We start from the raw sequence: 25,338 nt of genomic DNA, 5'->3' as shown, positions 1-25,338 counted from the left end.
GCTGCCGCCTCGGCACCCGCCGCCGCAGCAGCAAGCGCGCCGGCCGACGCCTCGGCTGCAGCCGCCGCCGCGCCCGCGGCACCGACCGCGCCGTTCTCGGTCGACTCGTCGAAGATCAACTCGGGCGACACCGCGTGGATGCTCACCTCCACCGCGCTCGTGCTGTTCATGACGATCCCGGGCCTCGCGCTCTTCTACGGCGGCATGGTCCGCAAGAAGAACGTGCTCGCGACGCTCATGCAGAGCTTTGCGATCACCTGCGTCGTGACGGTGATCTGGACGGTGGTGGGCTATAGCCTCGCGTTCACGCCGGGCGGCTCGTTCATCGGCGGCTTCTCGCGCGTCTTCCTCGCCGGCATGAACTACATCCACGGCGACAAGGCGACGACGCTCACCGTGAGCCACCTCGCGCCGACCATCCCCGAGACCGTGTACTTCGTCTATCAGATGACGTTCGCGATCATCACGCCGGCGCTCATCACCGGCGCGTTCGCCGACCGCATGAAGTTCTCGGCGATGCTCGTGTTCATGTCCCTGTGGTCGATCATCGTCTACTCGCCGATCGCGCACATGGTGTGGGAGCCGACCGGCTGGCTCGCGAGCGCAGGCATCCTCGACTTCGCGGGCGGCACGGTGGTGCACATCAACGCCGGCATCGCGGGTCTCGTGTGCTGCCTCGTGCTCGGCAAGCGCGTGGGCTATGGCCGTGAAGTGATGGCGCCGCACAACCTCGTGCTCACGCTGATCGGCGCGGCCATGCTGTGGGTGGGCTGGTTCGGCTTCAACGCGGGCTCGGCAGTCGCGGCGGACGGCCGTGCCGGCTTCGCGATGCTCACGACGCAAGTGGCCACGGCCTGCGCGGCGCTCGGCTGGATGTTCGCGGAGTGGATCGCCAAGGGCAAGCCTTCGGTGCTCGGTATCGCTTCGGGGGCTGTCGCCGGTCTCGTGGCGATCACACCCGCTTCAGGCTTCGTCGGCGTGACGGGCGCGATCGTGATCGGCGTGGTGGCGGGCGTGGTCTGCTTCTGGTCGGCCACCTGGCTCAAGCACAAGTTCAACTATGACGACTCGCTCGATGCGTTCGGCGTGCACGGCATCGGCGGCATCATCGGTGCGCTCCTGACCGGCGTGTTCGCGGTGAAGGACATCGGCGGCGCGGACGGCAACGTCATCCTGCAGGCCAAGGGCGTGCTGACGACCCTCGTCTACAGCGGCGTGGTGAGCTTCATCCTGCTCAAGGTGATCGACATGGTGATGGGCCTGCGCGTCTCGGAAGAAGAGGAGCGCGAAGGTCTCGACGTGGTGCTGCATGGCGAGCGCGTGGAGTAACTAGCGTGACGCGCGCTCCGGCGCGCGGTTCGCAGTACGATTCACAGTGCGCTTTACCGTACGTCTAGCAGCGCATAACGCAGGTTTGCAGCCAGTTTGAAGCGGCAAGCAGCGATGAGTAGCACGGAGTACAGCGACTTGGGCCCGCCTTTATGGCGGGCCTTTTCTTTATCTGGGCGCCGGGCTTGCGGGAATAAGCCCGATTTCGTCTGCGTTAGCTTTAGTGTCCCTTCTTTTCGTGTGTCTCCATTGCGCGGGACCATGCGCGCGGTCCAGAATGGGTATTCGATATGGATAGTGCGGGACGCCCGGTCAGGGACGCCCGGCGAGGGGCCCGTAGCCGGGGCCGGCGGGACGTCGAGTAACCCTATGGCCCGTAAGGGAAAAGCCGACTTGCAACCGCCGCAGTCGTCCCCAGATAAGCTCCCGGTTTCCCTACCCTCAATCAGCTTTTGTCCGCGAGTATTACCTTATGGTCCCGCATCTGGTTACGGCGTTGAACGGTCCGCTCCTCGAGCTCGAGCAGCGCATCCTCGACGCGACGCCGTCCATCGAGCGCTGGTTCCGCCTCGAATGGCAGGAGCACACGCCGCCGTTCTACTGTTCGGTGGACCTGCGCAACGCCGGCTTCAAGCTCGCGCCGGTCGACACGAATCTCTTTCCCGGCGCCTTCAACTGCCTGCCGCAGGAAGTGCTGCCGCTCGCCGTGCAGGCCGCCATGGCGGCCATCGAAAAGATCTGCCCGGACGCGAAGAACCTGCTCGTGATCCCCGAGATGCACACGCGCAACGCGTTCTATCTGGAGAACGTCGCGCGCCTTGCCACGATCATGCGTCAAGCCGGCCTGAACGTGCGCTTTGGCACGCTCGACGAAACCATCGCCGGGCCGGTCACGATCTCGCTGGCGGACGGCCAGAAGATCGTGCTCGAACCGCTCGAGCGCTCGCAGCGGCGCCTGGGGCTCAAGAACTTCGATCCGTGCTCGATTCTGCTGAACAATGACCTCTCGGGCGGCATTCCGCCGGTGCTCGAGAACCTGCACGAGCAATACCTGCTGCCGCCGTTGCACGCGGGCTGGGCCGTGCGCCGCAAGTCCACGCACTTCTCCTGCTATGACGACGTGGCGAAGAAGTTCGCGAAGATGGTCGGCGTCGATCCGTGGATGATCAATCCGTACTTCGCACATGTGGAAGGTGTCGATTTCGAGGCGCGCACGGGCGAGGAGAAACTCGCCGCCGCCATCGACACGGTGCTCAAGAAGATCGCGAAGAAGTACCGCGAGTACGGCATCACCGAAAAGCCCTACGTGGTCATCAAGTCCGATGCCGGCACGGACGGCCGTGGCGTGATGACCGTGCACGACGCTTCCGAGGTCGCCGCGCTCACGAAGCGCGAACGTGCGAAGATGTCGGCCACGAAGGACGGGCTGGAGATGCGCGATGTGATCGTGCAGGAGGGCGTCTACACGTTCGAGCATATCGGCGACGAAGTGGCCGAACCGGTCGTCTACATGATCGACCGCTACGTGGTGGGCGGCTTCTACCGCGCGCACGGCAGCCGCGAGCGCGACCAGAACCTGAATGCGCCGGGCATGCACTACGTGCCGCTCGGCTTCGAGCACACGGCGCTGCCGGACACGCGCGCGAAGCCAGGCGCCGCGCCGCCCAACCGCTTTTACATGTACGGCGTGGTCGCGCGTCTCGGGCTGCTCGCGGCGTCGGTCGAGCTGGAGAAGACCGACCCCGAGGCGATCCAGGTGTAAGCACCGCGCGCACCGCTTTTCGGACAATTCAACGCAGCGCCCGCCCCGAGCGGGCGTTGCCGTCATAACACCAGGCATCCAGCAGGGACAAGGCAGGGACGATATGGATATTCTCTTCATCGCCGATCCGCTCGAGCGGTTCAAGATCTACAAGGACTCGACCTACGCGATGATGGCCGAGGCCGCGAAGCGCGGCCACACGCTGTTCGCGTGCGAGCCGCAGCATCTGGCCTGGGTGAACGGCCGCGTCGAGGCCGACGTACGGCGCTTCGAGATCGTCGGCGACACGGCGGACCTGCATCGCGAGACCTGGTTCACGGCCACGCCCGACGCGCGCGAGCTCACCGGCTTCGACGCGGTCATCATGCGCAAGGACCCGCCGTTCGACATGGAGTACGTCACCTCCACGTGGCTGCTCGAAATCGCCGAGCGCGCGGGCGCGAAGATCTTCAACAAGCCCCAGTCGATTCGCGACCACTCGGAAAAGCTCGCCATCGGCGAATTTCCGCAGTTCGTCGCGCCCACGCTCGTCACGCGCAGCGCGGCGCGGCTGCGCCAGTTCCATGAAGAGCACCAGGACGTGATCCTCAAGCCGCTCGACGGCATGGGCGGCATGGGCGTGTTCCGCGTGAAGGCGGATGGCATGAACCTCGGCTCGATCATCGAGATGCTGAGCCACGACGGTGCGCGCAGCGTGATGGCGCAGAAGTTCATCCCCGAGATCAAGGAAGGCGACAAGCGCATCCTGCTGATCGGCGGCGAGCCGGTGCCGTATTCGCTCGCGCGCATTCCGCAGGGCAATGAGGTGCGCGGCAACCTGGCGGCGGGCGGGCTGGGCGTCGCGCAGCCGCTCACCGCGCGCGACCTGGAGATTGCCAGGGCGCTCGGGCCGACGCTCGCGGCGCGCGGCCTGCTGCTCGTGGGGCTCGATGCGATCGGCGACTGGCTCACCGAGGTCAACGTCACGAGCCCGACGTGCTTTCGCGAGATCATGGAGCAGACCGGTTTCGACGTGGCCGCGATGTTCGTCGATGCGCTGGAGCGCGCGGCGGCCTGAGCGCCGCGGGTGGAGGGTGGGCTCGACTCACGGCTTGCCACGCTTGATTCGAGCCGCAGTGGCAGCATTTAACCGATGTGAAGGCGCAAATCCAGTGAGCAAAATCGCATGGTCTGCGCGAAAATGACCCTGCTACAATGCCGCGAGCCCGCGTTCCGGGCTGGCTGTCCGGTGTGCCGCCAGGCACGCCGGAATGGCCGCGCGGCGCGGGTTCCGACCCTGCTGGCCCACGGCTGGCCGCAGGCTCGGCGCTGCCGGACGCGATCGAAGGGATCGGCGGATCGGCACCTGCCGGAAAGGTCCCGGCATCAACTGAAGCCGCTAATTGCAGTCAGGCTGAAATGAAACTACCCTCATGCTCCCTTTGGTCGCTGCCCCCCGAGGGGGTGTCAGTCCTCTTGGGGCGGCCCGGCGAGTATGAAATGACCCCCACGCTCCCGCGGGTCGCTGCCCCCCAAGGGGGATCAGCACTCTTGGGGCGGCCCGGCGAGTACTGATATGGCAGGAATTCTGATCATCGCCCACGCACCGCTCGCCACCGCGTTGCGCGAGTGCATCGCCCATATCTATGGCGGCTGCCCTGCGCGCATCGGCGCGCTCGACGTGCTGCCCGATAGCGATCCCGTCCAGGTGGTTGCCCAGGCCACGGCCGAAATCGAGCGTCTGCGCGAGGAGAACGGCGCGCTCGTGCTCACCGACATGTTCGGCGCCACGCCTTCGAATATCGCCGCCCGGCTCGCTACCGTACCCGAGGTACGCGTGCTGGCGGGCGTGAATCTGCCGATGCTCGTGCGCGCCGTCTGCTACCGCACGACGCCGCTCGACGTGTTGGTGGAAAAGGCGCTCGCAGGCGCGAGCAAGGGCGTTCAGGCGATCGGGCCGAGCACGCCGGCACCGGCCGAAGGCGCTTGCGTGCCCACGCCTTGCGCCGAGGCGGCCGGCGATGCCGTGGCCAAGGCCGCAGCAGGCGCGGCGGGCGCGGTGGAGAGCGGCCAGACCGCGGCCGGCCTGCCGCTTGGCGCGCTCAAGCCCGCTGGCGCGGCTTGAATGGGCGCTGAGTGGGCGAATCCGACGAATTGGCGGCGCGCGGCGATTTCGCAGCCCGCGGACGCGCGCAGCGCCCGCGCACCGTAAAACGCACCATTGGCACCACTGGCATCATCAACGCATCGACGCGAAGGGACACACAGCGCGCGTGTCCGGCGCGTGCGACGCACAATCACTGAGCATCACATCAACACACTGCGCCTGGATCGACGAACTATGCTGCAACAAGAAACGACCATCGTGAACAAACTCGGCCTGCATGCGCGTGCGTCGGCGAAGCTGACGCAGCTGGCGGGCAACTATCAGTCAGAAATCTGGATGAGCCGCAATGGGCGCCGCATCAACGCCAAGAGCATCATGGGCGTGATGATGCTGGCGGCGGGCATCGGCAGCACGGTGCTGATCGAAACCGAAGGCCCGGACGAGGGCGACGCCATGAGCGCGCTGCTCAAGCTCATCGCCGACAAGTTCGGCGAAGGCCAGTGAGCTGAGCGCTTCGGCGCGCAATGGCGTCCCGGCGCTTGCCGCCGGCCTGACGCTTATTTCGCGTCACTGACCGTTACTGACCCTTACCGGCCGCTGCTGACGGCCGCAGCGGCATCGACTGCCGCACCCGACCTCCATGACGCCGCGCTTACGCGCGGCGTTTTCGTTGCTGGATGCCGTGCGAGAAGCGTAAGGCGCGGCGCGGCGGCGCGAAAGCTCGCAATCCCTTATGGCAAGGGCTGTCGGGCAACATCGGAACGCTGCGGAATTTATAATGAAACCCGGGGTCTGAGAGAGCGCATTGCAGCGGTTTGCCGCGGCATCACATAACCAGAGGAGGTGCGCGTGCCGTTCACGCTGCATGGAATTCCCGTATCACGCGGTATTGCCATCGGGCGAGCGTATCTGATCGCCCCGGCTGCGCTCGACGTGGACCATTACCTGATCGAGCCGCCGCAGATCGAAGGCGAAATCGAGCGCTTTCGCGCCGGGCTCGCGCTCGTCGAGCGGGAGCTCGATACGCTGCGCGCCGACCTCGCCGCCGACGCGCCCACCGAAATGGGCGCCTTCATCGACGTGCACCTGATGATCCTGAAAGACGTCATGCTCGTTCAGGAGACCATCGACCTCATCCGCACGCGGCGCTTCAACGTGGAGTGGGCGCTCACCGAGCAGCTCGAGCGCCTCACGCGCCACTTCGACGACATCGAGGACGCCTACCTGCGCGAGCGCAAGGCCGACATCGAGCAAGTGGTCGAGCGCGTGCTGAAGGCGCTCGCGGGCGCCATGCCGCCCGCGCTGCACGGCGGCTGCGACGAGATGATCGTGGTCGCGCACGACATCGCGCCCGCCGACATGCTGCAGTTCAAGGGGCAGACGTTTCAGGGCTTCGTCACCGATCTGGGCGGGCGCACCTCGCACACGGCGATCGTCGCGCGCAGCCTCGGCATTCCGGCCGCCGTGGGCGTGCAGCAGGCGAGCGCGCTGATTCGCCAGGACGACCTCATCATCGTCGATGGCGACCACGGCGTGGTGATCGTCGACCCCGCGCCCATCGTGCTCGAGGAGTACACCTACCGGCAAAGCGAGATGGCGCTCGAGCGGCGCAAGCTGCAGCGCCTGAAGTTCTCGCCCACACAAACCTTGTGCGGCGCGAAGATCCAGCTCTACGCGAACATCGAGCTGCCCGAGGACGCCCAGGCGGCGCTCGACGCGGGCGCGACGGGCGTGGGCCTGTTTCGCACCGAGTTCCTGTTCATGAATCACAAGGACCAGCTGCCGGAAGAGGAGGAGCAGTTCATCGCCTATCGCCGCGCTGCCGAGCTGATGAACGGGCTGCCGGTGACGATCCGCACGATCGACGTGGGCGCCGACAAGCCGCTCGACTCGATGAGTGCCGGCGACGGCTACGAGACCGCCGCGAACCCGGCGCTCGGCCTGCGCGCGATCCGCTGGAGCCTTTCCGAGCCGCAGATGTTCCTCACGCAGTTGCGCGCGATCCTGCGCGCGTCGGCGTTCGGCACGGTCAAGATCCTGATCCCGATGCTCGCGCACGCGCAGCAGATCGACCAGACGCTCGACCTGATCCGCGAAGCCAAGCGCCAGCTCGACGACGCGGGGCTCGCCTACGACCCGAACGTGCAGGTGGGCGCGATGATCGAGATCCCGGCGGCGGCGCTCGCGCTGCCGATGTTCCTGCGGCGCCTCGATTTCCTCTCGATCGGCACCAATGACCTGATCCAGTACACGCTCGCGATCGACCGCGCCGACAACGCCGTGGCCGATCTCTACGACCCGCTGCATCCGGCCGTGCTGCAGTTGATCGCGCATACGCTGCGCGAGGCGAAGCGCGTGGGCGTGCCGGTTTCGGTGTGTGGGGAGATGGCCGGCGATCCGCAGCTCACGCGCTTGCTGCTCGGCATGGGGCTCACCGAATTCTCGATGCATCCGAGCCAGTTGCTCGTGGTGAAACAGGAGATCCTGCGCTCGCAGCTCAAGGCGCTGGACAAGCCCGTAGCCGACGTGCTGGCCGCCTATGAGCCTGAGGAGCTGGAGGCAGCGCTCGGGCGGCTCGCGCACGCTTAGCTGGCCTTTAGCGTTTGCAGGAGCCGCAGTCAGCTTGCAACGCCCGACATGAAAAAGCCCCGGTGCAGTTCAGCCGGGGCTTTTTGCTATCTGACGCCAGCTAGGCGAGCTCAGGCATGCCGCTCGCCGCAGACCGGGCAATCGGGCTGACGCGCGACGCGCATCGTATTCCACTCCATGCGCAGCGAATCGAGCATCATCAGCCGGCCAACGAGCGGTGTGCCGATGCCGCCGATCACGCGCAGCGCCTCGGCCGCCTGCATCGCGCCGATGATCCCCACCGTGGGCGCGAAGACGCCCATCGTCGCGCACGCCACTTCCTCGAAGGGCTGGTCCTCGGGGAACACGCAGGCGTAGCAGGGCGAGGCCGCATCGCGGAAATCGAAGGTGCTGATCTGCCCGTCAAAGCGCAGCGCCGCGCCCGAGACGAGCGGCACACCGTGCTTCACGCACGCGCGGTTGATGGCGTGGCGCGTGGCGAAGTTGTCGGTGCAGTCGAGCACGACGCTCGCGCCCGGCACGTGCGCGTCGAGCCATGCATCGTCGATGCGCGACTGCACGGCGTTCACCTTCACCTCGGGATTCAGGCGTGCGATCGCGTCGCGGCCCGACTCGACCTTCGCGTGACCCACCGACGCCGTCTCGTGCATGATCTGCCGCTGCAGGTTGGTGAGGTCGACGGTGTCGTTGTCGACGAGGGTGAGCGTGCCCACGCCCGAGGCCGCGAGATACATGGCCGCGGGCGAGCCGAGGCCGCCCGCGCCAATCACGAGCGCGTGCGCGTCGAGAAAGCGCTGCTGCGCCTCGATGCCGATCTCGTCGACGAGGATGTGGCGGGAATAGCGGAGGAGTTGGTCGTCGTTCATCGCGATGCGCACGGGGCTTGGGCGCTGCGATGGGCGTAAGAGCCGCGACGCGCGCCGTGAGTACAGAGCGCTTATTGTACTGGCGCGGGGAGCTTCGTTCTCGCGGCCCACGTTGTGCGGGCCGCGAGGCGGGGGACGGCATACAGCGAGCAAGCTGCGGGCAAGCAGCTTGACGGGGTTACTTCGCCGGCGCGGGGTCCGTGGCGGGCGCGGCAGCGCCCGGCACTGCCGAGGCCGCCGGCTTCACGGCGATCGGCGCGGAAGCCGAGGTAGGCGGCTTCTCCAGCGCGAGACGGCGCTCCATCGGCGACTTCGATTCGACCACCGGCTTGCCCTCGAGCTTGTTCAGCGCCTGCTGGAGCATGAAGTCGTCGGGCGTGCCGAACTCGACCGGCTTGCGGTCGCGGTCCTTCTGGCGCTGCTCCGGCGTCTTCTTGTCGTTCTGCTCCTCGAGCTGGCGCAGCATGTCCATGCGCTCCTGCTCGCGGATGTCCTGCTCCTTCTTCTCGTCCGGGTCCTGCGTGTTCGCGAGGTGGTTCTGGTAGTCCACTTCGCGCGTGACGAGTGCGTCGTCCGGATCGCCGTCGGCGTACTGGTCGACCGGGATGTCAGGACGGATGCCCTTGTTCTGGATCGAGCGGCCGCTCGGCGTGTAGTAGTACGCCGTGGTCAGGCGCAGCGCCGTGTCGGCCGTCATCGGACGTACGGTCTGCACCGAGCCCTTGCCAAAGGTCGTCTTGCCGACGATGAGCGCGCGCTTCTGGTCCTGCAGCGCGCCGGCCACGATTTCCGACGCCGACGCCGAGTAGGCGTTGGTCAGCACGATCATCGGCACGGTCTTGAACTCGGCCGCCTCGCCCTTGAGCGGATCGCCGTCGAACGACGGCAGACGGTAGTTCTCATAGGTGTCGCGGTAGACCTGCTTGGAGTCCGGGATCTGGCCGTTCGTGGAGACCACGACCGAGTCCGGCGGCAGGAATGCGCCCGCCACGCCCACGGCGCTCTGCAGGAGGCCGCCGCCGTTGTTGCGCAGGTCGAGAATGAAGCCCTTGAGGTTCGGCTCCTGGCGCGCGATGTCTTGCAGCTTCGCGGCGAGGTCGGGGACCGTGCGCTCCTGGAAGCTCGTGATGCGCACGTATGCATAGCCCGGCGCCAGGATCTTCGACTTCACGCTCTGCACCTTGATGATGGCGCGCGTGATGGTGAGCGGGAAGGTGCGGTCGTCGGTCTTGCGGAAGATCGTGAGCGTGACCTTGGTGCCCGGGTCGCCGCGCATCTGCTTGACGGCCTGGTCGAGCGTCATGCCGCGCACGGGCTTGTCGTTGATGCGCGTGATGAGGTCGCCCGGACGGATGCCGGCGCGGAACGCGGGCGTGTCCTCGATCGGCGAAATGACCTTGATCAAGCCGTCTTCCGACGAAATCTCGATGCCGAGGCCCGCGAAGCGGCCCTTGGTCTGCTCCTGGAGCTCTTGATAGTCGGTCTTGTCGAGATACGACGAGTGCGGGTCGAGGCTCGAGACCATGCCCTTGATGGCGGCGGTGAGGAGCTTCTTGTCGTCGACCGGCGTGACGTACTCATGCTTGATCTGGCCGAACACCTCGGCGAAGAGCCGGAGCTGGTCGAGCGGCAGCGGCTCGATCACGGTTTGCTGGGTTTGCTGCGCCGAAGCGGAAATCTGCAGGGTGGCAAATACGCCGGTCGCGAGGCCAGCAGCGATCAGGCCAATGTTTTTGAGGTTCTTTCGCATAGAGGTTGTTGCGTGCGGTCGAAAGGCGCGTGGCAGCGTCTAATGGAAAAGCGACGGACAAGTATAACTGCACACCTGCCGCGTCTGTGTATAAGGCGCGATCGATCCCGATGGAGCAGGCGCCCACGAGGGCGATTCGAGCGGCGATGCGGGGACGAACGTTGCGTGTTCGACAGTCCGAACCTGCCGGGGTTCGCACGTTGCGTGCCGCAAAGCCTTGCTGGGCGCGGGCTGGCGCGAAGCTGACGCTGCGCTGGCTGCGGGGTGGCGGCGAGTTGGCGGATTTGTCAGCGAAGGTGGAAAGGCGGAAGGCGGTATGCGCTTTTAGCGCGATTGATGCGCGGATCACGCGCATCGTGCGCCTGATCCGCGACCCGGGCGCCGGCCCCGTGGGGCTGCAGGGGCTGGTGCCCGGGATGCAAAACGGGACGAGGAAGGCCTCAGCCCGCCTTCTTGCCCTGGTTCGCGACGGCGGCCTGGGCCTTCGCGATGGCATCGGCGTCGCCCAGATAGTAGTGCTTGATGGGCTTGAGGTTCTCGTCGAGCTCGTAGACGAGCGGCACGCCGTTCGGGATGTTCAGGCCGACGATGTCCGAGTCCGAGATGTCGTCGAGATACTTCACGAGCGCGCGAATCGAGTTGCCGTGCGCGGCGATCACGATCTTCTTGCCCGACTTGATGGCCGGCGCGATCGACTCGTTCCAGAGCGGCAGCACGCGCGCCACCGTGTCCTTCAGGCACTCGGTGAGCGGCAGTTCTGCGCGCGGCACCTTCGCGTAGCGCGGGTCGTCGTAGGCCGTGCGCGAGTCGGTGGGCTCGAGTGCGGGCGGCGGCGTGTCGTAGCTGCGGCGCCAGACCAGCACCTGCTCGTCGCCGTACTTCGCGGCGGTTTCCGCCTTGTTCAGGCCCGAGAGCGCACCGTAGTGACGCTCGTTCAGGCGCCACGAGTGCACCACCGGCAGGTACATCTGGTCCATCTGGTCCTGGACGTGCCAGAGCGTGCGGATCGCGCGCTTGAGCACCGACGTGTACGCGATGTCGAACGAATAGCCGGACGCCTTGAGCAACTGGCCGGCCTGCTGGGCTTCGAGGTTGCCCTGCTCGGTCAGATCGACGTCGACCCAGCCGGTGAAGCGGTTTTCCTTGTTCCACGTCGATTCGCCGTGGCGGATGAGTACGAGTTTGAACATGAAGATGACGGTCGGTAGTGAAGGAAGCGGTAATCGGGGACGGGGTCCGTCAGGCCTATGGCCACAGGCGCGCAGCTCATGCGGCTGCCTCGCGGCGACGGTCCGGCCCCGTGGTCGCATGCCCGGCTGCACACCCGGGCTGGGGGGCGGCAACCCTGCGACAAACGGTTATTTTATAATGAGCGGATTGCCTGAATCCGTTTTCCCCCGATTTCTCTTTTTCCCGGCGGATCATCCGTGACGTTCTTTACCAATTACATCAACCTTGTACTCATCGCGATCGTCCTCATCTCGGGAGGGTTGCTACTGTGGCCGACGCTCAAGCGCGGCGGGCGCGGCGGCGTTTCCGCCGCCGAGGCGACGCAGCTCATCAACCGCCGCAACGCGGTGGTGATCGATCTGCGTTCCGCGGACGACTTTGCGAAGGGCCATCTGCCCGCCGCCCGCCATCTGGAATTCGGCGAGCTGCAGGCCAAGGTCGCCCAGTTCGTGAAGAACAAGAGCAACCCGGTATTGCTGGTCTGCCAGACGGGCCAGCAGTCGCACAAGGCGCTGCGCGTCGTGAAGGATGCCGGTTTTGCCGAGGTCCACGTGCTGGACGGCGGCGTGAACGCCTGGCAGCAGGCCGGCATGCCGGTCGTGAAACAAGGAGCTTCGAAGTGAGCAAGGTAGTCATGTACAGCACCCAGGTGTGCCCGTATTGCCAGATGGCCGAACGTCTTTTAAAGTCGCGCGGCGTCGACCATGTCGAGAAGGTGCTGATCGACCGGGATCCCGCGCGGCGCGAAGAGATGATGACGCGCACCGGCCGCCGGACCGTGCCGCAGGTTTTCATCGGCGAGACGCACGTGGGCGGCTACGATGACCTCTCCGCGCTCGATCGCGCGGGCGGCTTGATGCCGCTGCTCGAAGCGGCAGCCTGAAGCGGTCCTGGCTGGCCTGACGCCGCGCTTTGACGTTGCGCCCAGGCGTCGTGCTTTGACGTAGATTTTGGCGGCGCGTCGCTGCGCCGCAGTTTTTCGCCCGCGCGAGCCGGTAAGGCCCGCGCGGGCGTGTTGTCGTCTGTTGCTGCTCATTGCGGCTGCATCGCGTTGCCTCGACATTGCGAGACGACGCAATACTGTGCGGTTGCAACTCAATTTAATCAGGAAGCCAAACACCATGTCTGACGAGAACAACCAGCCGTTCTTCAACATCCAGCGCATCTATCTCAAGGATCTGTCGCTCGAGCAGCCGAACTCGCCGGCCATCTTCCTCGAGCAGGACATGCCCTCGGTGGAAGTGGAAGTCGACGTGAAGGCCGAGCGTCTCGCGGAGTCGGTGTTCGAGATTCTCGTGACCGGCACGGTCACCGCAAAGGTCAAGGAAAAGATCGCGTTCCTGATCGAAGCCAAGCAAGCCGGCATCTTCGACATCCGCAACATTCCGGCCGAACAGGTCGATCCGCTCGTCGGCATCGCCTGCCCGACCATCCTGTTCCCGTACCTGCGCTCGAACATCGCCGACGCCATCACGCGCGCGGGCTTCCCGCCGATCCATCTGGCCGAGATCAACTTCCAGGCGCTCTACGAGCAACGTCTGCAGCAAATCGCGCAGCAGCAGGAAGGCGCCAGCAACGCCACGCATTCCACGCATTGATTGGGTGCTGAAACGAAACCACCGGTGCGGAGTATCGGAATGAAAGTCGCCGTTCTCGGCGCCGGAGCGTGGGGCACCGCGCTGGCAGGGCACCTGGCCCAGGCGCACGACACGGTGTTGTGGGCGCGCGATGCCGCGCTCGTCAACGCCATGCGCCAGACGCACGAGAACGCCCGCTATCTCGCGGGCGTCTCGCTGCCGAAAAAACTCCACTATGAAACGGATCTGGCCGCCGCGCTCGACCATGCGTCGGGCGAGGCGGATCTCGTCGTGCTCGGCACGCCGGTGGCGGGTTTGCGCGACATGCTGCGCACGATGCGCGGCATGAGCCGCGCGCCCGCGCACTTCGTGTGGCTCTGCAAGGGCTTCGAAGCCGACTCGCAACTGATGCCGCATCAGGTCGTGGCGGCCGAGCTGCCCGAGCACAAGAGCAACGGCGTGCTCTCGGGGCCGAGCTTCGCGCGCGAGGTGGGCGAGGGGCTGCCCGTCGCGCTCACCATTGCGAGCGCCTCGGCCGACTGCCGCGAGCGCACGCTCGCCGCCTTCCATCACCGTGCGATGCGCATCTATACCGGCGACGATGTCGTGGGCGTGGAAGTGGGCGGCGCGGTCAAGAACGTGCTCGCGATCGCGACCGGCATCTCCGATGGACTCGGCCTCGGCCTGAACGCACGCGCCGCGCTCATCACGCGCGGCCTCGCGGAGATGACGCGCCTCGGCGTGACGCTCGGCGGGCGCGCGGAGACCTTCACGGGTCTCACGGGTCTGGGCGACCTCATCCTCACCGCCACGGGCGACCTCTCGCGCAACCGCACCGTGGGCAAGCAGCTTGCGAGCGGGCGCACACTCGATGACATCCTCGGCGCGCTCGGCCATGTGGCCGAAGGCGTGCGCTGCGCACGCGCTGTGCTCGCCATCGCGCGCGAGCACAATATCGACATGCCGATCACCCAGGCGGTGTGCGCCGTGCTGTTCGACGGCGTGGCCGCGCGCGACGCCGTGAGCGCCCTGCTCAGGCGCGACGCGAAGGCGGAGTAGCGCGCAGATCGGCCGGCCTTCCAGTGGGAGGCCCGTGCGCCGCCGCCTGCGGACCAGCGTTCGTTCTGTGTGGGACCGGAGGACTGTCATGCTCACCATCGGAAATTGCCGTATCGAAGCGCAAGTCGTCGACATCACGACGCTGCATGTCGATGCCATCGTGAACGCCGCAAACACCTCGCTGCTCGGCGGCGGCGGCGTGGACGGCGCGATCCATCGCGCGGCCGGCCCAGATCTGCTGCGCGAATGCGAGACGCTGAACGGCTGCCCGACCGGCGACGCGAAGCTCACCGCCGGCTACCGGCTGCCCGCAAAACACGTGATTCACACCGTCGGACCCGTCTGGTACGGTGGCGCGCGCGACGAGGCGTTTTTGCTCGCGTCGTGCTACCGGCGCTCGCTCGAATGTGCGCGCGAGGCCGCAGTGAAGAGCATTGCGTTTCCGGCGATCAGTTGCGGCGTCTATCGCTTTCCGCCCGACGAGGCCGTGGAGATCGCGGTGCAGACCGTGATCGATGAGGTGAATGCCGATGCGTCGCTCGAGCGCGTCGTGTTCGCCTGTTTCGACGAGGCGATGCTCGCGCGCTACGCACGCGAGTTGAGTGCGCGCGCTTCCGGCTGAGGCGTCCGCGGCGTCCGCGCGCATTCACATCTCGTTAGTCTTTCACGCGCCCCCTTCGAAGCCGGCCTGCCGCCACGCCTCGAACACCACGACGGCCACCGTGTTGGACAGATTCAGGCTGCGGTTGCCCGGCCGCATCGGCAGGCGCACGCGCTGCGTGGGCGCGAAGCGCTCGAGCACCGCGTCGGGTAGCCCGCGCGTCTCAGCGCCGAACACGAACCAGTCGCCCGGCAAGAACGCGTGATCGTGAAAGCGGCCCGAGCCGCGCGTCGTGAACGCGAACATGCGCAATGGATCGGGCGTCTCGGTGGCGATGAAGGCATCCCAGTCGCGATGCACGTGCATCTGTGCGTATTCGTGATAGTCGAGGCCCGCGCGGCGCATTTTCGTGTCGTCGAGCGGGAATCCGAGCGGCTCGATCAGATGCAGCCGCGCGCCCGTGTTCGCGCACAGGCGGATCACGTTGCCGGTGTTCGGCGGAATTTCCGGTTCGACGAGAACGACGTTGAACATGGCGATGAAAGTCCTGAAAAAGCAGTAAAAACGAGAAAGAGGCGTTCAGTCCTTCGGCGTGCGCAGCGCGACGAAATTCGTCACGCGCCGTGCGCCCGCTGCCTTTAGCGTATGCGCGAGTGCGTCGAGCGTTGCGCCCGAGGTCATCACGTCGTCGACTACGCCGACATGCAGGCCGCAAAGACCATGGCTCGCGCGCGTGAGCGCGAACGCGCGGCCCACGTTGCGGCGGCGCGTCTCGCGGTCGAGCTTCGATTGCGCCGCCGTGTGCAGCGTGCGACGCACCAGCGTGGCGTCGGCGCGCGTGCCGAGCACGCGGGCGAGCGGCCTTGCGATCTCCCACGCCTGGTTGTAGCCGCGCTCGATCAGGCGCTCGCGCGAGAGCGGCACCGGCACGATCAGTTGCGGCGCGTCGGCGCTATCGAGAAGGTCGGCAGCCGCTTGTGCGAGACGCCGGGCGAACTCTTCGTCGAGCGCGAGCCGGGCGCGAAACTTCAAACTGAGCACGAGCGCATCGAGCGGTGCACGATAGTCCGCAAGCGCGAACGTGGCGTCGAACGCCGGTGGCGCTTTCACGCAAGCGTCACATCGGTAGCGATCGCGCGCGTGCCGCATCGCGCGGCGCATGCCCGAGAGCGGCAGCGCGCAAACGCTGCAACGCAGGCGCGCCTCGTTCCAGTACGCCACATCGCAAGCCGCACAGAGCACGACGCGCGCGTCGTTGCGCACATTGCAACTTTGACGCGACAAATTGCCGCATAATGGGCACAGATCAGGCAGCACGAACTGGGCGAGCCGCGGCCAATGGGCTCGTATGCTCCGCTGGACGCGCGCCGCTGCGTGCCGCATGGCGTGCAGTCTTGCCCGGGGTTTGACAGCAAGATTTGCGCGCCGCGAGGCGGACGACTGGCTTGACGCCGAAGTGGGGGGCGGTGCGCTCTGCTGCGGCATTGAAGGACGGCCCGAAGCGGGTTCGGGGCTCGCGACTGAAAGGATGGGAGTGAGCGAGTATACTTCGCAGACTTCGCCAATACGACCGACATGTCTCCGTCTCACCCAAGACCCGGCCGTCCGGCCTACGATTCCCGCTATCTGCGACGGATTTTCGACCGTCGCGCGGCGACGTTCGACGAGGTCGCGTTCCTGCCGCGCGAAATCGCGCAACGCATGCGCGAGCGCCTCGAGTACATCAAGGTGAGCCCAGCGAGCGTGCTCGACATGGGCTGCGGACCCGGCGACGATCTCCCCACACTGCGCGAGCGTTTTCCCGAAGCGCCGGTATTCGGCACCGACCTCTCTTTCGCCATGCTCGAGCGCGCCCGTGCGCACGACGCCGGCGACACGAGCTGGCGGCGCTTTCTTCCTGCTTCCATCGGCCGTGCGCTCGGCGCACGCGGTCCGCGTTTCGCGCAGGCCGACTTCGCCGAGTTGCCGTTTGCGCACGGCGCGTTCGAGTTGCTCTGGTCCAATCTCGCCTTGCATTGGCATCCGCGTCCCGACCTCGTGTTCGGCGAGTGGCAGCGCGTGCTCAAGGTGAATGGCCTGCTCATGTTCAGCACGCTCGGCCCCGACACGCTCAAGGAACTGCGTGGCGCGTGGGCCGAAGTCGAAGCGGCGCACGGCGTACCCACGCGGCCTCACGTCATCGATTTCGTTGACATGCACGATCTCGGCGACATGCTCGTCGAGAACGGCTTCGAGATTCCCGTGATGGACCAGGAGACGCTCACCGTCACCTACAAGACGCCCAAGAAGCTGCTCGCCGATGTGCGCCGCTGGGGCGCTTACCCGTTCAACCGCGCGTTCTCACACGAAGGCAATGAACGCGATGAGGCCGGTGGGCTTGCATCGCGGCGCCTCTATCGCGCGCTCGCGGCCGCGCTCGAGGCACGCCGTTTGAAGGACGGGCCGAACGCCGGTACGATTCCTCTCACCTTCGAGATCATCTATGGCCATGCGTGGAAAGCCGTGCCGCGCACGACGGCGGAGGGCCACGGCATCGTGCGCATCGAAGATATCGGGCACGGTCCGGCAAGGAATCGCTAACGTGGTAAGGGGGCTTTCGTTATGCCTGAAATTAGCGCCTGAAAAGCCCTCGAAAAATTATCGGAAAATCGCGCAAAGCCACGCCGGTATTGGGTTTGCGGAAGATTGCAGCTTGCTTGTGAGTGCTTGAGATCGCGCCTATAATGCGTCGGTTGCTGCAGAGATTGCCGTCCCTAAATCTGACGCAGCAAGTCCAGATCTCCCGCAGTTGTGCAAGACGTGAAGCGGCGATAGTCTGAGCAAGTTGCGGTGGGGGGAGCGAGCGATGCAGACGTCTGATCTGCTGGCGAGTCCGGAGCCGGTCCTGAAAGACTGGATCATGAAGCGCAACTGTTCGGTTTCGCCCAGGCAATTCGTGTTGTTCTATGTATCGCTGGCGCTGGTATCCATCGCGATCGCCGTTCTGTTGTTGATCCGCGGCGCCTGGCTAATATTGCCGTTCACCGGCATCGATCTGTTGGTAGTAGGGGGCGCCTTTGTCATATACGCGCGCCATGCTGTCGATTACGAACGTATCAAGCTTTATCCGAACCGGCTGGTGATCGAGCAGATGAGCGCCGACGCGCTCACACAGTTCGAATTCAATCCCCGCTGGGTCCGGGTCGAACCGGGCGCGTCCCCACGCGACCCGGTGCGTCTCGTGGCCCGCGGCCAGACGGTCGCAGTCGGGTTGCATTTGCCGCAGTATCGGCGTGCGCAGTTCGCGCGGGAACTGCGCACGTGGCTCGCGCGCGCCGGTTGAATACCGACGCGTGGCAGGGGCTGGTTCAGGGTGAGAGTCATCATTCGACGCGCACCCAGGGCGTCACCTGGTTGCAGAACCTTCCTGCGGGGTCGAGGGTTTGAATGGAAATTATGGGTAAGGAAGCTATGAAAACAATCAAGCGAGCCCTACAGGGCGTGCTGGCGTGCAGCGGACTCCTCGTCGCCGGCGCGGCACTCGCAGTCGGAGACAGTCCGGGCGGCCCAGCGGTGAATGAAATCAATTTTCAGCCGCCCGTCACGCGCATCGCAGAAGAGCTTTACAACCTGCACATGATGATGCTGTTGCTGTGCACCGTGATTTTCATCGGTGTATTCGGCGTCATGTTCTATTCGATCTACGCGCACCGTAAATCGAAGGGCCACAAGGCCGCGCATTTCCACGAAAGCACGACCGTCGAAATCATCTGGACGATCGTGCCGTTCATCATCGTCGTGCTGATGGCGCTGCCGGCCACCAAGGCTGTCGTCGCCATGAAGGACACGACCAACGCCGACCTCACCGTGAAAGTCACGGGCTACCAGTGGAAATGGGGCTACGACTACGTGAAGGGGCCGGGCGAGGGCATCAGCTTCCTCTCGACGCTCACGACGCCGCGCGCGGAAGTGAACGGCGAGGCGCCGATCACCGACACCTATCTGCAGGAAGTCGATAACCCGCTCGTCGTGCCGGTCAACAAGAAGATTCGCATCATCACCACCGCCAACGACGTCGTGCACTCGTGGTACGTGCCCGCGTTTGGCGTGAAGCAGGATGCGATTCCGGGCTTCGTGCGCGACACGTGGTTCAAGGCCGAGAAGGTGGGCACGTATCGCGGCTTCTGTACCGAGCTCTGCGGCAAGGAGCACGCGTTCATGCCGGTCGTGGTCGAGGTGCTCTCCGACGACGACTATGCGAAGTGGGTGGACACGCAGAAGGCGAAGATGGCCGCTGCCAACGACGACCCCAACAAGACCTACACGCTGGCTGAGCTCAAGGAGCGCGGCGAGAAGGTGTACACCTCGAATTGCGCGGTGTGCCACCAGCCCAACGGCAAGGGTGCGGGCGCGTTCCCGGCGCTCGACGGCAGCAAGATCGCCAATGGCCCGATCGCCGGGCACGTGAGCATCGTCCTGCACGGCAAGGCGGCGATGCCTTCGTGGGCGCCTACGCTGAACGACGTCGAGATCGCTTCGGTCATCACGTACGAGCGCAACGCATGGGGCAACCACACCGGCGACGTGCTGCAACCGCGCCAGGTGGCCGATGCGCGCAACGGCAAGATGCCCGAGGGCGGCGACCATACGGCAGGCGCGGGCGCTGCGCCGGCAAGCGGCGCCGATCAGGCAGGCGCGGCCAGCGACACGAGCGCAGCGGCGCCCGCCGCGGCGGCAAGCGGCGCAGAGCAGGCTTCGGGCGCGGCGCAAACCACAGCGGCGCTGCCGGCCAGCATCTATTTCGAAGTCGGCAAGAGCACGCTGCCCGCCGACGCGAAGGACGCAATCCAGGCCGCAGCCGACTATGCGAAGGCGCATCCGGACGCGAAGTTCGAGCTCTCGGGCTTCACTGACGCGAGCGGCAAGGCCGACGCAAATGCGGAGCTCGCCAAGCATCGCGCGCAGACTGTGCGCGACGCACTGAAGGCGGCGGGCATCGCTGAGGATCACATCATTCTGAAGAAGCCGGAGACGGTCACCGGTGGCGCCGATGCGAAGGAAGCACGGCGCGTGGAGATCAGTCCGGCAGCCTGAGCAGGTTGAACGGAGCCGTTGCGCGCGAAGCAGGCAAGAGGCGCGCAACGAGCAGGCAAGAAAAACAGGCAGTCGAGCAGGCCAACGCTGCAGTAAGAGACGCAAAGCAATTCGCTTCAGGAGAGACTCATGTCTAGCATCGGACACGATGTAGCCGGTGGGCACGGCCACGTGCACGGCGATCACGCCCACGAGACCCCCCACGGCTGGCGGCGCTGGCTGTTCGCCACCAACCACAAGGACATCGGAACGCTGTATCTGATTTTTTCGTTCGTGATGTTCCTGTCGGGCGGTGTGATGGCGCTCGCCATCCGTGCCGAGCTGTTTGAGCCCGGGCTGCAGATCATGCGCCCCGAGTTCTTCAATCAGCTCACCACGATGCACGGCCTGATCATGGTGTTCGGCGCGATCATGCCGGCCTTCGTGGGCTTCGCGAACTGGATGGTGCCGCTGCAGGTCGGCGCATCGGACATGGCCTTCGCGCGCATGAACAACTTCAGCTTCTGGCTGCTGCCAGCCGCTGCGTGCCTGCTGGTCGGCTCGTTCTTCTCGCCCGGCGGCGCGACCGCCGCGGGCTGGACGCTCTACGCGCCGCTGTCCACGCAGATGGGCCCTGGCATGGACTTCGCGATCTTCGCGCTGCACATGATGGGGGCGTCGTCGATCATGGGCGGCATCAACATCGTCGTGACGATCCTGAACATGCGCGCGCCCGGCATGACGCTCATGAAGATGCCGATGTTCGCGTGGACGTGGCTGATCACCGCCTACCTGCTGATTGCCGTGATGCCGGTGCTCGCGGGTGCGATCACGATGCTGCTGTTCGACCGTCACTTCGGCACGAGCTTCTTCAACGCAGCGGGCGGCGGCGACCCGGTCATGTACCAGCATATCTTCTGGTTCTTCGGCCACCCCGAGGTCTACATCATGATCTTGCCGGCGTTCGGGATCGTTTCGCAGGTGATTCCGGCGTTCTCGCGCAAGCCGCTGTTCGGCTATAGCTCGATGGTGTACGCCACGGCGTCGATCGCGATTCTCTCGTTCATGGTCTGGGCGCACCACATGTTCGCGACCGGCATGCCGGTCACGGGCCAGCTGTTCTTCATGTACGCGACCATGCTGATCGCCGTGCCGACGGGCGTGAAGGTGTTCAACTGGGTGGCCACGATGTGGCGCGGCTCGCTCTCGTTCGAAACGCCGATGCTGTGGGCGGTGGGCTTCCTGATCGTGTTCACGTTCGGTGGTCTGTCGGGCCTGATGCTCGCGATGGCGCCGCTCGACATCCAGTACCACGGCACCTACTTCGTGGTCGCGCACTTCCATTACGTGCTGGTGGCGGGGTCGCTCTTTGCCTTGTTCTCAGGGTGGTACTACTGGTCACCCAAATGGACCGGCTGGATGTACAACGAGATGCGCGGCAAGATCCACTTCTGGTGCTCGCTGTTCTTCTTCAACCTCGCGTTCCTGCCGATGCACTTCGTGGGTCTCGCCGGGATGCCGCGTCGCTATGCCGACTATCCGGCCCAGTTCACCGACTGGAACCAGGTGATCACGATCGGCGCATTCGGCTTCGGCCTCTCGCAGGTGTACTTCCTGTTCTTCGTGGCGCTGCCGGCCTACCGTGGTGGCGGCGAGCTCGAAAAGGCCGGCGACAAGCCGTGGGATGGCGCAACCGGCCTCGAGTGGACCGTGCCGAGCCCGGCTCCGTTCCACACGTTCGAAAATCCGCCGACGGTCGAATAAGCCATCGGTCCCGGGTGTCCGGCCACACCGGCCGGACACCGATGAAAGCCGCGGCTGCGCAATGTGCCCAGCATGGTGTTGTAGACCTGAAGGCGATCACGAGCATGAGCACGCAAACCGCGGCGACTGGCAACACCAGCAACACTAGCAACACTGGCCACGCAAGCATGACCCGGAATCCACAAAAAAGACGTACGCCCGAACAGATCCGTGCGGGCAATCTGCGGCTCGGCCTGATTCTGCTGGCCATCGTCGCCGTCTTTTTTCTGGGTGCCGTTGTGAAGCAGGTGTATTTCGGCGGCCTGGCGCATTGAAGCCATTGGCAGTGAGGCGCAACGCAACGGCGTGAGCGCGGCTGTTCGTACGAGGAAGTCCGATGTCTACGCAGCACTCTCGCAGCGATCGCGCGTTCAACCGCTCGATGCTCATCAAGCTCGTCGTGGTCGCGTTCTTGATGTTCGGTTTTGGTTTTGCGCTCATCCCGATGTATCGCGCGATCTGCCAGTTCAGCGGCGTCAACAACCTCGTGAAGCGCGACGCCTCCGAGAGCGAGGTGCGCAACACGCAGGTGGACATGACGCGCACGATCTCGGTGGAGTTCGACGCGAACGCGCGCGGGCTGCTGGGTTTCAAGCCCGAGCAGACGAGCCTCGATGTGCATCCGGGCGAAGTCACGACGGTGATGTACGACATTTCGAACAACGAAGGACGCACGATCGACGCGCAGGCGATTCCGAGCTACGCGCCGAAGCAGGCAACCGAGTACTTCCGCAAGATCGAGTGCTTCTGCTTCACGCAGCAGACCTTGAAGGCGAACGAGACGAAGCGCATGCCGGTGGTGTTCGTGATCGATCCGAAGCTGCCGAAGGACGTAACGACGATCACGTTGTCGTACACGTTCTTCGAGCTGAACAAGCCTGCGGCACAGACGGCGCCGAAGCAGTCGGCCGGCGCGTGAGATGAGTGAGGCGTGACGCCAGTGAGACGACGCGCATGAGCGGCAACGACAGGAAAGAAGAGAGCGGCGGCGCAAAAGAGGGCGCCGGCGCGGCGAAGCAAAAGAAGAGCGGCGTGCTGCAACTGGCGAAAGCGGTGGCGTGGTCGTTCTTCGGCATACGCAAGCGTGCCGATCTCGAAGCGGACGCCGCGCAGTTGCATCCGCTGGCGCTGATCGCGGCGGGGCTCATCGGCGCGGTGCTGTTCATCGTCGTGCTGCTCTTGATCGTGCACGCGGTGGTGGGATAAGCCGGACGCAGCGATGAGGACGCTTGCTCTCGCGCCCGGGAACACAGAACGAATAACGAAGACAGACCGCCGGCAGAAGTCGGCAAAAGCCGGCACTGTCCGGAGCAACTGGAAATTGGAGAATCAGGCATGAGCGGCCAAAACGATAGCCCGTACTACTTCATTCCGCACCCGTCGCGGCATCCGATCAGTGCGTCCATTGGGCTGCTGGTCATGCTCTCGTCGCTCGCCTCGTGGATCAACGGCGAATCGTGGGGGCCGATCGGCGTGGCCGCGGGTCTGCTGTGGCTGCTCTTCACGCTCTGGCACTGGTTCGGCGACGCCATCTCCGAATCGGAAGGCGGCATGTATGGCAAGCGCGTCGACTCGTCGTATCGCTGGAGCATGAGCTGGTTCATCTTCTCCGAAGTGATGTTCTTCGGCGCGTTCTTCGGTGCGCTCTTCTACGCGCGTGAAATCGCACTGCATCAGCTCGGCAGCCTCGACTACAAGCTGATCTGGCCGGACTTCACGGCGGTGTGGCCGAACCGCGGCCCGGCGGAGCTCGTCTCGCACTTTCGCTCGATGACGCCCTGGCCCGTGCCGACCATCAACACGGCGCTGCTGCTTTCCTCGGGCGCGACGCTCACGGTCGCCCACCACGCACTGCGCGACGATCACCGCAAAAAGGCCATCGCGTGGCTCGCGGGGACGATCGTGCTGGGCCTGTGCTTCCTGTGCCTGCAGGCCTTCGAGTACATTCACGCGTACAACGAACTGAATCTCACGCTGGCTTCGGGCATCTACGGTTCAACGTTCTTCCTGCTCACGGGCTTCCACGGCTTCCACGTGTTCCTCGGCGGCACGATGCTCACCGTGGTGATGGTCCGGCTGATTCGCGGCCACTTCACGGCGGAGCACCACTTCGCATTCGAAGGCGCCGCATGGTACTGGCACTTCGTGGACGTGGTCTGGCTCGGCCTCTACGTGGTCGTGTACTGGCTGTAAAGCGGCCGTAAAGCGCCAGCCATTCGCGCGGCGCGCGATCACCGCTGCGCAGCGGGCACAATAAAAACCAGGGCGCCGCTCCGACATTGTCGGCGCGGCGCCTTGGCTTTTGCGGGATTGGACGATGCAGGGGGGCGAAACGGCCCGGCGATGTTGCGAAGGCCAGAGCGCCGGGAGGCGCGAGTGCGGGCGCCGCGCTCAGCGGCCGTAAGGAATCCCGGTGGACTGGATCCAGCCCATCCAGTGCGCAAAGAGGATGAAGAGGAACAGCGAGATGGACAGCCCGACGCGTGTCGCGAGCGACCAGACCATCCGCTTGGTGCGGCCCCGGTCGTGCATCATGAAGTAGAGCGCCGAGATCATGCTCGTGATGATCAGCGCAAACGCAATGGGGACAAGTATGTGCATGAAGTTCACGGAAGTTGGCACGCCTGAAAACGCCTGTCTCATTATCGCACCGTGCTCCCTGGCACGGGGTTCGGTCATTCGAATGCGCCGCATCGGATGGGCCCAATGAAGATCCGGCTCGTTCCCGCGCTGCTCATCCTGGTCGTGATGGCCGTGACCATACGCCTCGGCTTCTGGCAACGCGATCGCGCCCATCAAAAGGAAGCGCTGCAGGCGCAGATCACGCGCTACGAAAACGCGAACCCGCAGCCGGTGGGCGCCGCGCCGGTCGCGCTCAAGGACATCGAGTTTCATCGCGTGCGGGCGCAAGGCACGTTCATGCCCGAGCGCGTGGTGTATCTCGACAATCGTCCCTATAACGACCAGCCAGGCTTTTACGTGGTGATGCCGCTTAAACTGGAAGGCGGCGGCTACGTGCTCGTGAACCGCGGCTGGCTGCCGCGCAACATCGAGGACCGGGAGCGGATCGCGCCCTATCTGACACCCACGGGGCCGGTCGAAGTGGAGGGCATTGCGCGCGCGGACGCCTCGCGTGCCTTCGAGCTGGGTGCGGGCGGCTCTGCAGCGCATCAGAAGATACGGCAGAATCTCGGCGTCGCTTCCTACGCGGCGGAAACCGGGCTGCCGCTGCAGCCCTTCGTGATCCAGCAAACGGGCTTCTTGCCGGCCTTCAAGGACGGCCTCGTGCGCGACTGGCCCGTGCCGGTCGCGGACGTCGAACGCAACTACGGCTACATGCTCCAGTGGTGGGGCATGGCGGCCGCGGCGCTCGGATTCGGCCTCTACGCGGCCCGCCGGGCTGCGACAAAAGGGCGCAGCGGAGGGCGTGGGCAGGAGCCGGCGCACAGCACGAAGGACGCCTGACGATCGATGAGCTTCTGGCCGATCGCGCCGCCGGGCGGTTCATCAGGCGCAAGGATTCGCTGCGACATGGCAGCGCATGGATAACTGGAAGCGACAGAAACGAGGTTCAAGCAGTGTCGACGCATTCTCCCGATTCATCGCAGGTTTCGCGCAGCGCAACGCTGCAGAA

The 25,338-nt window shown here is 65.3% G+C and carries 26 protein-coding genes; 20 read left to right on the top strand and 6 right to left on the bottom strand.

Annotated elements, in window-relative coordinates; all coding sequences use genetic code 11:
* The 6 genes from BO1_RS25855 to ptsP all read left to right on the top strand — a co-directional run.
* Positions 1–1,329, top strand: a 1,329-nt coding sequence (locus BO1_RS25855; RefSeq protein WP_028220030.1) for an ammonium transporter, incomplete at its 5' end; no start/stop codon positions are given.
* A gap of 472 nt (positions 1,330–1,801) precedes the next feature.
* Complete coding sequence (gshA, locus tag BO1_RS25850) at positions 1,802–3,091, top strand: glutamate--cysteine ligase (protein WP_028220029.1); 1,290 nt, start codon at positions 1,802–1,804, stop codon at positions 3,089–3,091.
* A gap of 103 nt (positions 3,092–3,194) precedes the next feature.
* Positions 3,195–4,148 (top strand): glutathione synthase, encoded by a 954-nt coding sequence (gene gshB / locus BO1_RS25845; RefSeq protein ID WP_028220028.1) that lies wholly within the window; start codon positions 3,195–3,197, stop codon positions 4,146–4,148.
* Between the two features lie 498 nt (positions 4,149–4,646).
* Positions 4,647–5,195: a PTS sugar transporter subunit IIA gene (locus tag BO1_RS52760; RefSeq protein WP_043286480.1), complete on the top strand. Its 549-nt coding sequence runs from the start codon at positions 4,647–4,649 to the stop codon at positions 5,193–5,195.
* A gap of 216 nt (positions 5,196–5,411) precedes the next feature.
* Entirely contained in the window at positions 5,412–5,681 is a 270-nt protein-coding gene (locus BO1_RS25830; RefSeq protein ID WP_028220027.1) for an HPr family phosphocarrier protein, read from the top strand.
* Positions 5,682–6,026: 345 nt separating this feature from the next.
* The gene (ptsP, locus tag BO1_RS25825) at positions 6,027–7,766 is read left to right on the top strand and encodes a phosphoenolpyruvate--protein phosphotransferase (RefSeq protein ID WP_028220026.1); all 1,740 of its coding nucleotides are present in this window, start codon (positions 6,027–6,029) and stop codon (positions 7,764–7,766) included.
* Positions 7,767–7,876: 110 nt separating this feature from the next.
* Here the strand turns inward: ptsP and BO1_RS25820 are convergent, their stop codons facing one another.
* The 3 genes from BO1_RS25820 to gpmA form a co-directional block, all read right to left on the bottom strand.
* A complete protein-coding gene (locus BO1_RS25820) occupies positions 7,877–8,632 on the bottom strand; it encodes a HesA/MoeB/ThiF family protein (RefSeq protein WP_028220025.1) in 756 nt (251 codons plus the stop codon).
* Positions 8,633–8,810: 178 nt separating this feature from the next.
* Complete coding sequence (locus BO1_RS25815; protein ID WP_028220024.1) at positions 8,811–10,382, bottom strand: S41 family peptidase; 1,572 nt, start codon at positions 10,380–10,382, stop codon at positions 8,811–8,813.
* Between the two features lie 440 nt (positions 10,383–10,822).
* Positions 10,823–11,572: a 2,3-diphosphoglycerate-dependent phosphoglycerate mutase gene (gpmA, locus tag BO1_RS25810; RefSeq protein WP_028220023.1), complete on the bottom strand. Its 750-nt coding sequence runs from the start codon at positions 11,570–11,572 to the stop codon at positions 10,823–10,825.
* 237 nt (positions 11,573–11,809) lie between these two features.
* Here gpmA and BO1_RS25805 point away from each other — a divergent pair, with 237 nt between their 5' ends.
* The 5 genes from BO1_RS25805 to BO1_RS25785 all read left to right on the top strand — a co-directional run bounded on the left by BO1_RS25805 (position 11,810) and on the right by BO1_RS25785 (position 14,870).
* On the top strand, positions 11,810–12,235 hold the full coding sequence (locus tag BO1_RS25805; protein WP_028220022.1) for a rhodanese-like domain-containing protein: 426 nt from the start codon (positions 11,810–11,812) through the stop codon (positions 12,233–12,235).
* On the top strand, positions 12,232–12,495 hold the full coding sequence (gene grxC, locus BO1_RS25800) for a glutaredoxin 3 (protein ID WP_028220021.1): 264 nt from the start codon (positions 12,232–12,234) through the stop codon (positions 12,493–12,495). Before BO1_RS25805 ends, grxC begins: the two co-directional genes overlap by 4 nt.
* Positions 12,496–12,733: 238 nt before the next feature.
* Complete coding sequence (gene secB / locus BO1_RS25795; protein WP_028220020.1) at positions 12,734–13,210, top strand: protein-export chaperone SecB; 477 nt, start codon at positions 12,734–12,736, stop codon at positions 13,208–13,210.
* A 39-nt stretch (positions 13,211–13,249) separates the two neighbouring features.
* Positions 13,250–14,248, top strand: a complete 999-nt coding sequence (locus BO1_RS25790) for an NAD(P)H-dependent glycerol-3-phosphate dehydrogenase (RefSeq protein ID WP_028220019.1) — start codon at positions 13,250–13,252, stop codon at positions 14,246–14,248.
* 88 nt (positions 14,249–14,336) lie between these two features.
* Positions 14,337–14,870: an O-acetyl-ADP-ribose deacetylase gene (locus tag BO1_RS25785; RefSeq protein WP_028220018.1), complete on the top strand. Its 534-nt coding sequence runs from the start codon at positions 14,337–14,339 to the stop codon at positions 14,868–14,870.
* Positions 14,871–14,912: 42 nt separating this feature from the next.
* On the opposite strand, the gene trmL is transcribed toward BO1_RS25785, so the two are convergent.
* Together trmL and BO1_RS25775 are read right to left on the bottom strand one after the other, a co-directional pair.
* Positions 14,913–15,383 (bottom strand): tRNA (uridine(34)/cytosine(34)/5-carboxymethylaminomethyluridine(34)-2'-O)-methyltransferase TrmL, encoded by a 471-nt coding sequence (trmL, locus tag BO1_RS25780; protein ID WP_028220017.1) that lies wholly within the window; start codon positions 15,381–15,383, stop codon positions 14,913–14,915.
* Between the two features lie 45 nt (positions 15,384–15,428).
* Entirely contained in the window at positions 15,429–16,232 is an 804-nt protein-coding gene (locus BO1_RS25775; RefSeq protein WP_043286476.1) for a ComF family protein, read from the bottom strand.
* A gap of 192 nt (positions 16,233–16,424) precedes the next feature.
* On the opposite strand from BO1_RS25775, the gene BO1_RS25770 reads away from it, so the two are divergent.
* From BO1_RS25770 to BO1_RS25735, 8 genes are all read left to right on the top strand, one after another.
* Positions 16,425–17,429, top strand: a complete 1,005-nt coding sequence (locus tag BO1_RS25770; RefSeq protein ID WP_028220015.1) for a methyltransferase domain-containing protein — start codon at positions 16,425–16,427, stop codon at positions 17,427–17,429.
* 265 nt (positions 17,430–17,694) lie between these two features.
* Positions 17,695–18,171 (top strand): DUF2244 domain-containing protein, encoded by a 477-nt coding sequence (locus BO1_RS25765; protein ID WP_028220014.1) that lies wholly within the window; start codon positions 17,695–17,697, stop codon positions 18,169–18,171.
* 104 nt (positions 18,172–18,275) lie between these two features.
* Positions 18,276–19,922 carry a cytochrome c oxidase subunit II gene (gene coxB / locus BO1_RS25760; protein ID WP_028220013.1) on the top strand — a complete coding sequence of 549 codons (1,647 nt, stop codon included), beginning with the start codon at positions 18,276–18,278 and terminating at the stop codon, positions 19,920–19,922.
* A gap of 129 nt (positions 19,923–20,051) precedes the next feature.
* Complete coding sequence (gene ctaD, locus BO1_RS25755) at positions 20,052–21,665, top strand: cytochrome c oxidase subunit I (RefSeq protein ID WP_028220012.1); 1,614 nt, start codon at positions 20,052–20,054, stop codon at positions 21,663–21,665.
* 167 nt (positions 21,666–21,832) lie between these two features.
* A complete protein-coding gene (locus tag BO1_RS25750) occupies positions 21,833–21,979 on the top strand; it encodes a cytochrome oxidase small assembly protein (RefSeq protein ID WP_028220011.1) in 147 nt (48 codons plus the stop codon).
* 62 nt (positions 21,980–22,041) lie between these two features.
* Positions 22,042–22,623: a cytochrome c oxidase assembly protein gene (locus tag BO1_RS25745; RefSeq protein WP_028220010.1), complete on the top strand. Its 582-nt coding sequence runs from the start codon at positions 22,042–22,044 to the stop codon at positions 22,621–22,623.
* Positions 22,624–22,658: 35 nt separating this feature from the next.
* Positions 22,659–22,910 (top strand): DUF2970 domain-containing protein, encoded by a 252-nt coding sequence (locus BO1_RS25740; RefSeq protein ID WP_052409600.1) that lies wholly within the window; start codon positions 22,659–22,661, stop codon positions 22,908–22,910.
* A gap of 129 nt (positions 22,911–23,039) precedes the next feature.
* Positions 23,040–23,897 carry a cytochrome c oxidase subunit 3 gene (locus BO1_RS25735; RefSeq protein WP_028220008.1) on the top strand — a complete coding sequence of 286 codons (858 nt, stop codon included), beginning with the start codon at positions 23,040–23,042 and terminating at the stop codon, positions 23,895–23,897.
* Between the two features lie 198 nt (positions 23,898–24,095).
* On the opposite strand, the gene BO1_RS25730 is transcribed toward BO1_RS25735, so the two are convergent.
* Entirely contained in the window at positions 24,096–24,305 is a 210-nt protein-coding gene (locus BO1_RS25730) for a twin transmembrane helix small protein (protein ID WP_028220007.1), read from the bottom strand.
* Between the two features lie 105 nt (positions 24,306–24,410).
* Between BO1_RS25730 and BO1_RS52755 the strand changes: the two genes are divergently transcribed.
* Entirely contained in the window at positions 24,411–25,169 is a 759-nt protein-coding gene (locus BO1_RS52755) for an SURF1 family protein (protein ID WP_043286472.1), read from the top strand.
* Positions 25,170–25,338 lie beyond the last annotated feature (169 nt).

This window comes from Paraburkholderia oxyphila NBRC 105797, assembly GCF_000685075.1.
In the GTDB taxonomy this organism is placed as follows: domain Bacteria; phylum Pseudomonadota; class Gammaproteobacteria; order Burkholderiales; family Burkholderiaceae; genus Paraburkholderia; species Paraburkholderia oxyphila.
This window is presented reverse-complemented; position numbering and strand designations above follow the sequence as displayed.

Excerpts from the sequence above, each read along its gene's own strand:
- gshA (WP_028220029.1), top strand. The coding sequence starts at position 1,802 with ATGGTCCCGCATCTGGTTACGGCGTTGAACGGTCCGCTCCTCGAGCTC.
- gshB (WP_028220028.1), top strand. The coding sequence starts at position 3,195 with ATGGATATTCTCTTCATCGCCGATCCGCTCGAGCGGTTCAAGATCTAC.
- BO1_RS52760 (WP_043286480.1), top strand. The coding sequence starts at position 4,647 with ATGGCAGGAATTCTGATCATCGCCCACGCACCGCTCGCCACCGCGTTG.
- BO1_RS25830 (WP_028220027.1), top strand. The coding sequence starts at position 5,412 with ATGCTGCAACAAGAAACGACCATCGTGAACAAACTCGGCCTGCATGCG.
- BO1_RS25820 (WP_028220025.1), bottom strand. The coding sequence starts at position 8,632 with ATGAACGACGACCAACTCCTCCGCTATTCCCGCCACATCCTCGTCGAC.
- BO1_RS25815 (WP_028220024.1), bottom strand. The coding sequence starts at position 10,382 with ATGCGAAAGAACCTCAAAAACATTGGCCTGATCGCTGCTGGCCTCGCG.
- gpmA (WP_028220023.1), bottom strand. The coding sequence starts at position 11,572 with ATGTTCAAACTCGTACTCATCCGCCACGGCGAATCGACGTGGAACAAG.
- secB (WP_028220020.1), top strand. The coding sequence starts at position 12,734 with ATGTCTGACGAGAACAACCAGCCGTTCTTCAACATCCAGCGCATCTAT.
- BO1_RS25790 (WP_028220019.1), top strand. The coding sequence starts at position 13,250 with ATGAAAGTCGCCGTTCTCGGCGCCGGAGCGTGGGGCACCGCGCTGGCA.
- BO1_RS25785 (WP_028220018.1), top strand. The coding sequence starts at position 14,337 with ATGCTCACCATCGGAAATTGCCGTATCGAAGCGCAAGTCGTCGACATC.
- trmL (WP_028220017.1), bottom strand. The coding sequence starts at position 15,383 with ATGTTCAACGTCGTTCTCGTCGAACCGGAAATTCCGCCGAACACCGGC.
- BO1_RS25775 (WP_043286476.1), bottom strand. The coding sequence starts at position 16,232 with ATGCGGCACGCAGCGGCGCGCGTCCAGCGGAGCATACGAGCCCATTGG.
- BO1_RS25770 (WP_028220015.1), top strand. The coding sequence starts at position 16,425 with ATGTCTCCGTCTCACCCAAGACCCGGCCGTCCGGCCTACGATTCCCGC.
- BO1_RS25765 (WP_028220014.1), top strand. The coding sequence starts at position 17,695 with ATGCAGACGTCTGATCTGCTGGCGAGTCCGGAGCCGGTCCTGAAAGAC.
- coxB (WP_028220013.1), top strand. The coding sequence starts at position 18,276 with ATGGAAATTATGGGTAAGGAAGCTATGAAAACAATCAAGCGAGCCCTA.
- ctaD (WP_028220012.1), top strand. The coding sequence starts at position 20,052 with ATGTCTAGCATCGGACACGATGTAGCCGGTGGGCACGGCCACGTGCAC.
- BO1_RS25750 (WP_028220011.1), top strand. The coding sequence starts at position 21,833 with ATGACCCGGAATCCACAAAAAAGACGTACGCCCGAACAGATCCGTGCG.
- BO1_RS25745 (WP_028220010.1), top strand. The coding sequence starts at position 22,042 with ATGTCTACGCAGCACTCTCGCAGCGATCGCGCGTTCAACCGCTCGATG.
- BO1_RS25740 (WP_052409600.1), top strand. The coding sequence starts at position 22,659 with ATGAGCGGCAACGACAGGAAAGAAGAGAGCGGCGGCGCAAAAGAGGGC.
- BO1_RS25735 (WP_028220008.1), top strand. The coding sequence starts at position 23,040 with ATGAGCGGCCAAAACGATAGCCCGTACTACTTCATTCCGCACCCGTCG.
- BO1_RS25730 (WP_028220007.1), bottom strand. The coding sequence starts at position 24,305 with ATGCACATACTTGTCCCCATTGCGTTTGCGCTGATCATCACGAGCATG.
- BO1_RS52755 (WP_043286472.1), top strand. The coding sequence starts at position 24,411 with ATGAAGATCCGGCTCGTTCCCGCGCTGCTCATCCTGGTCGTGATGGCC.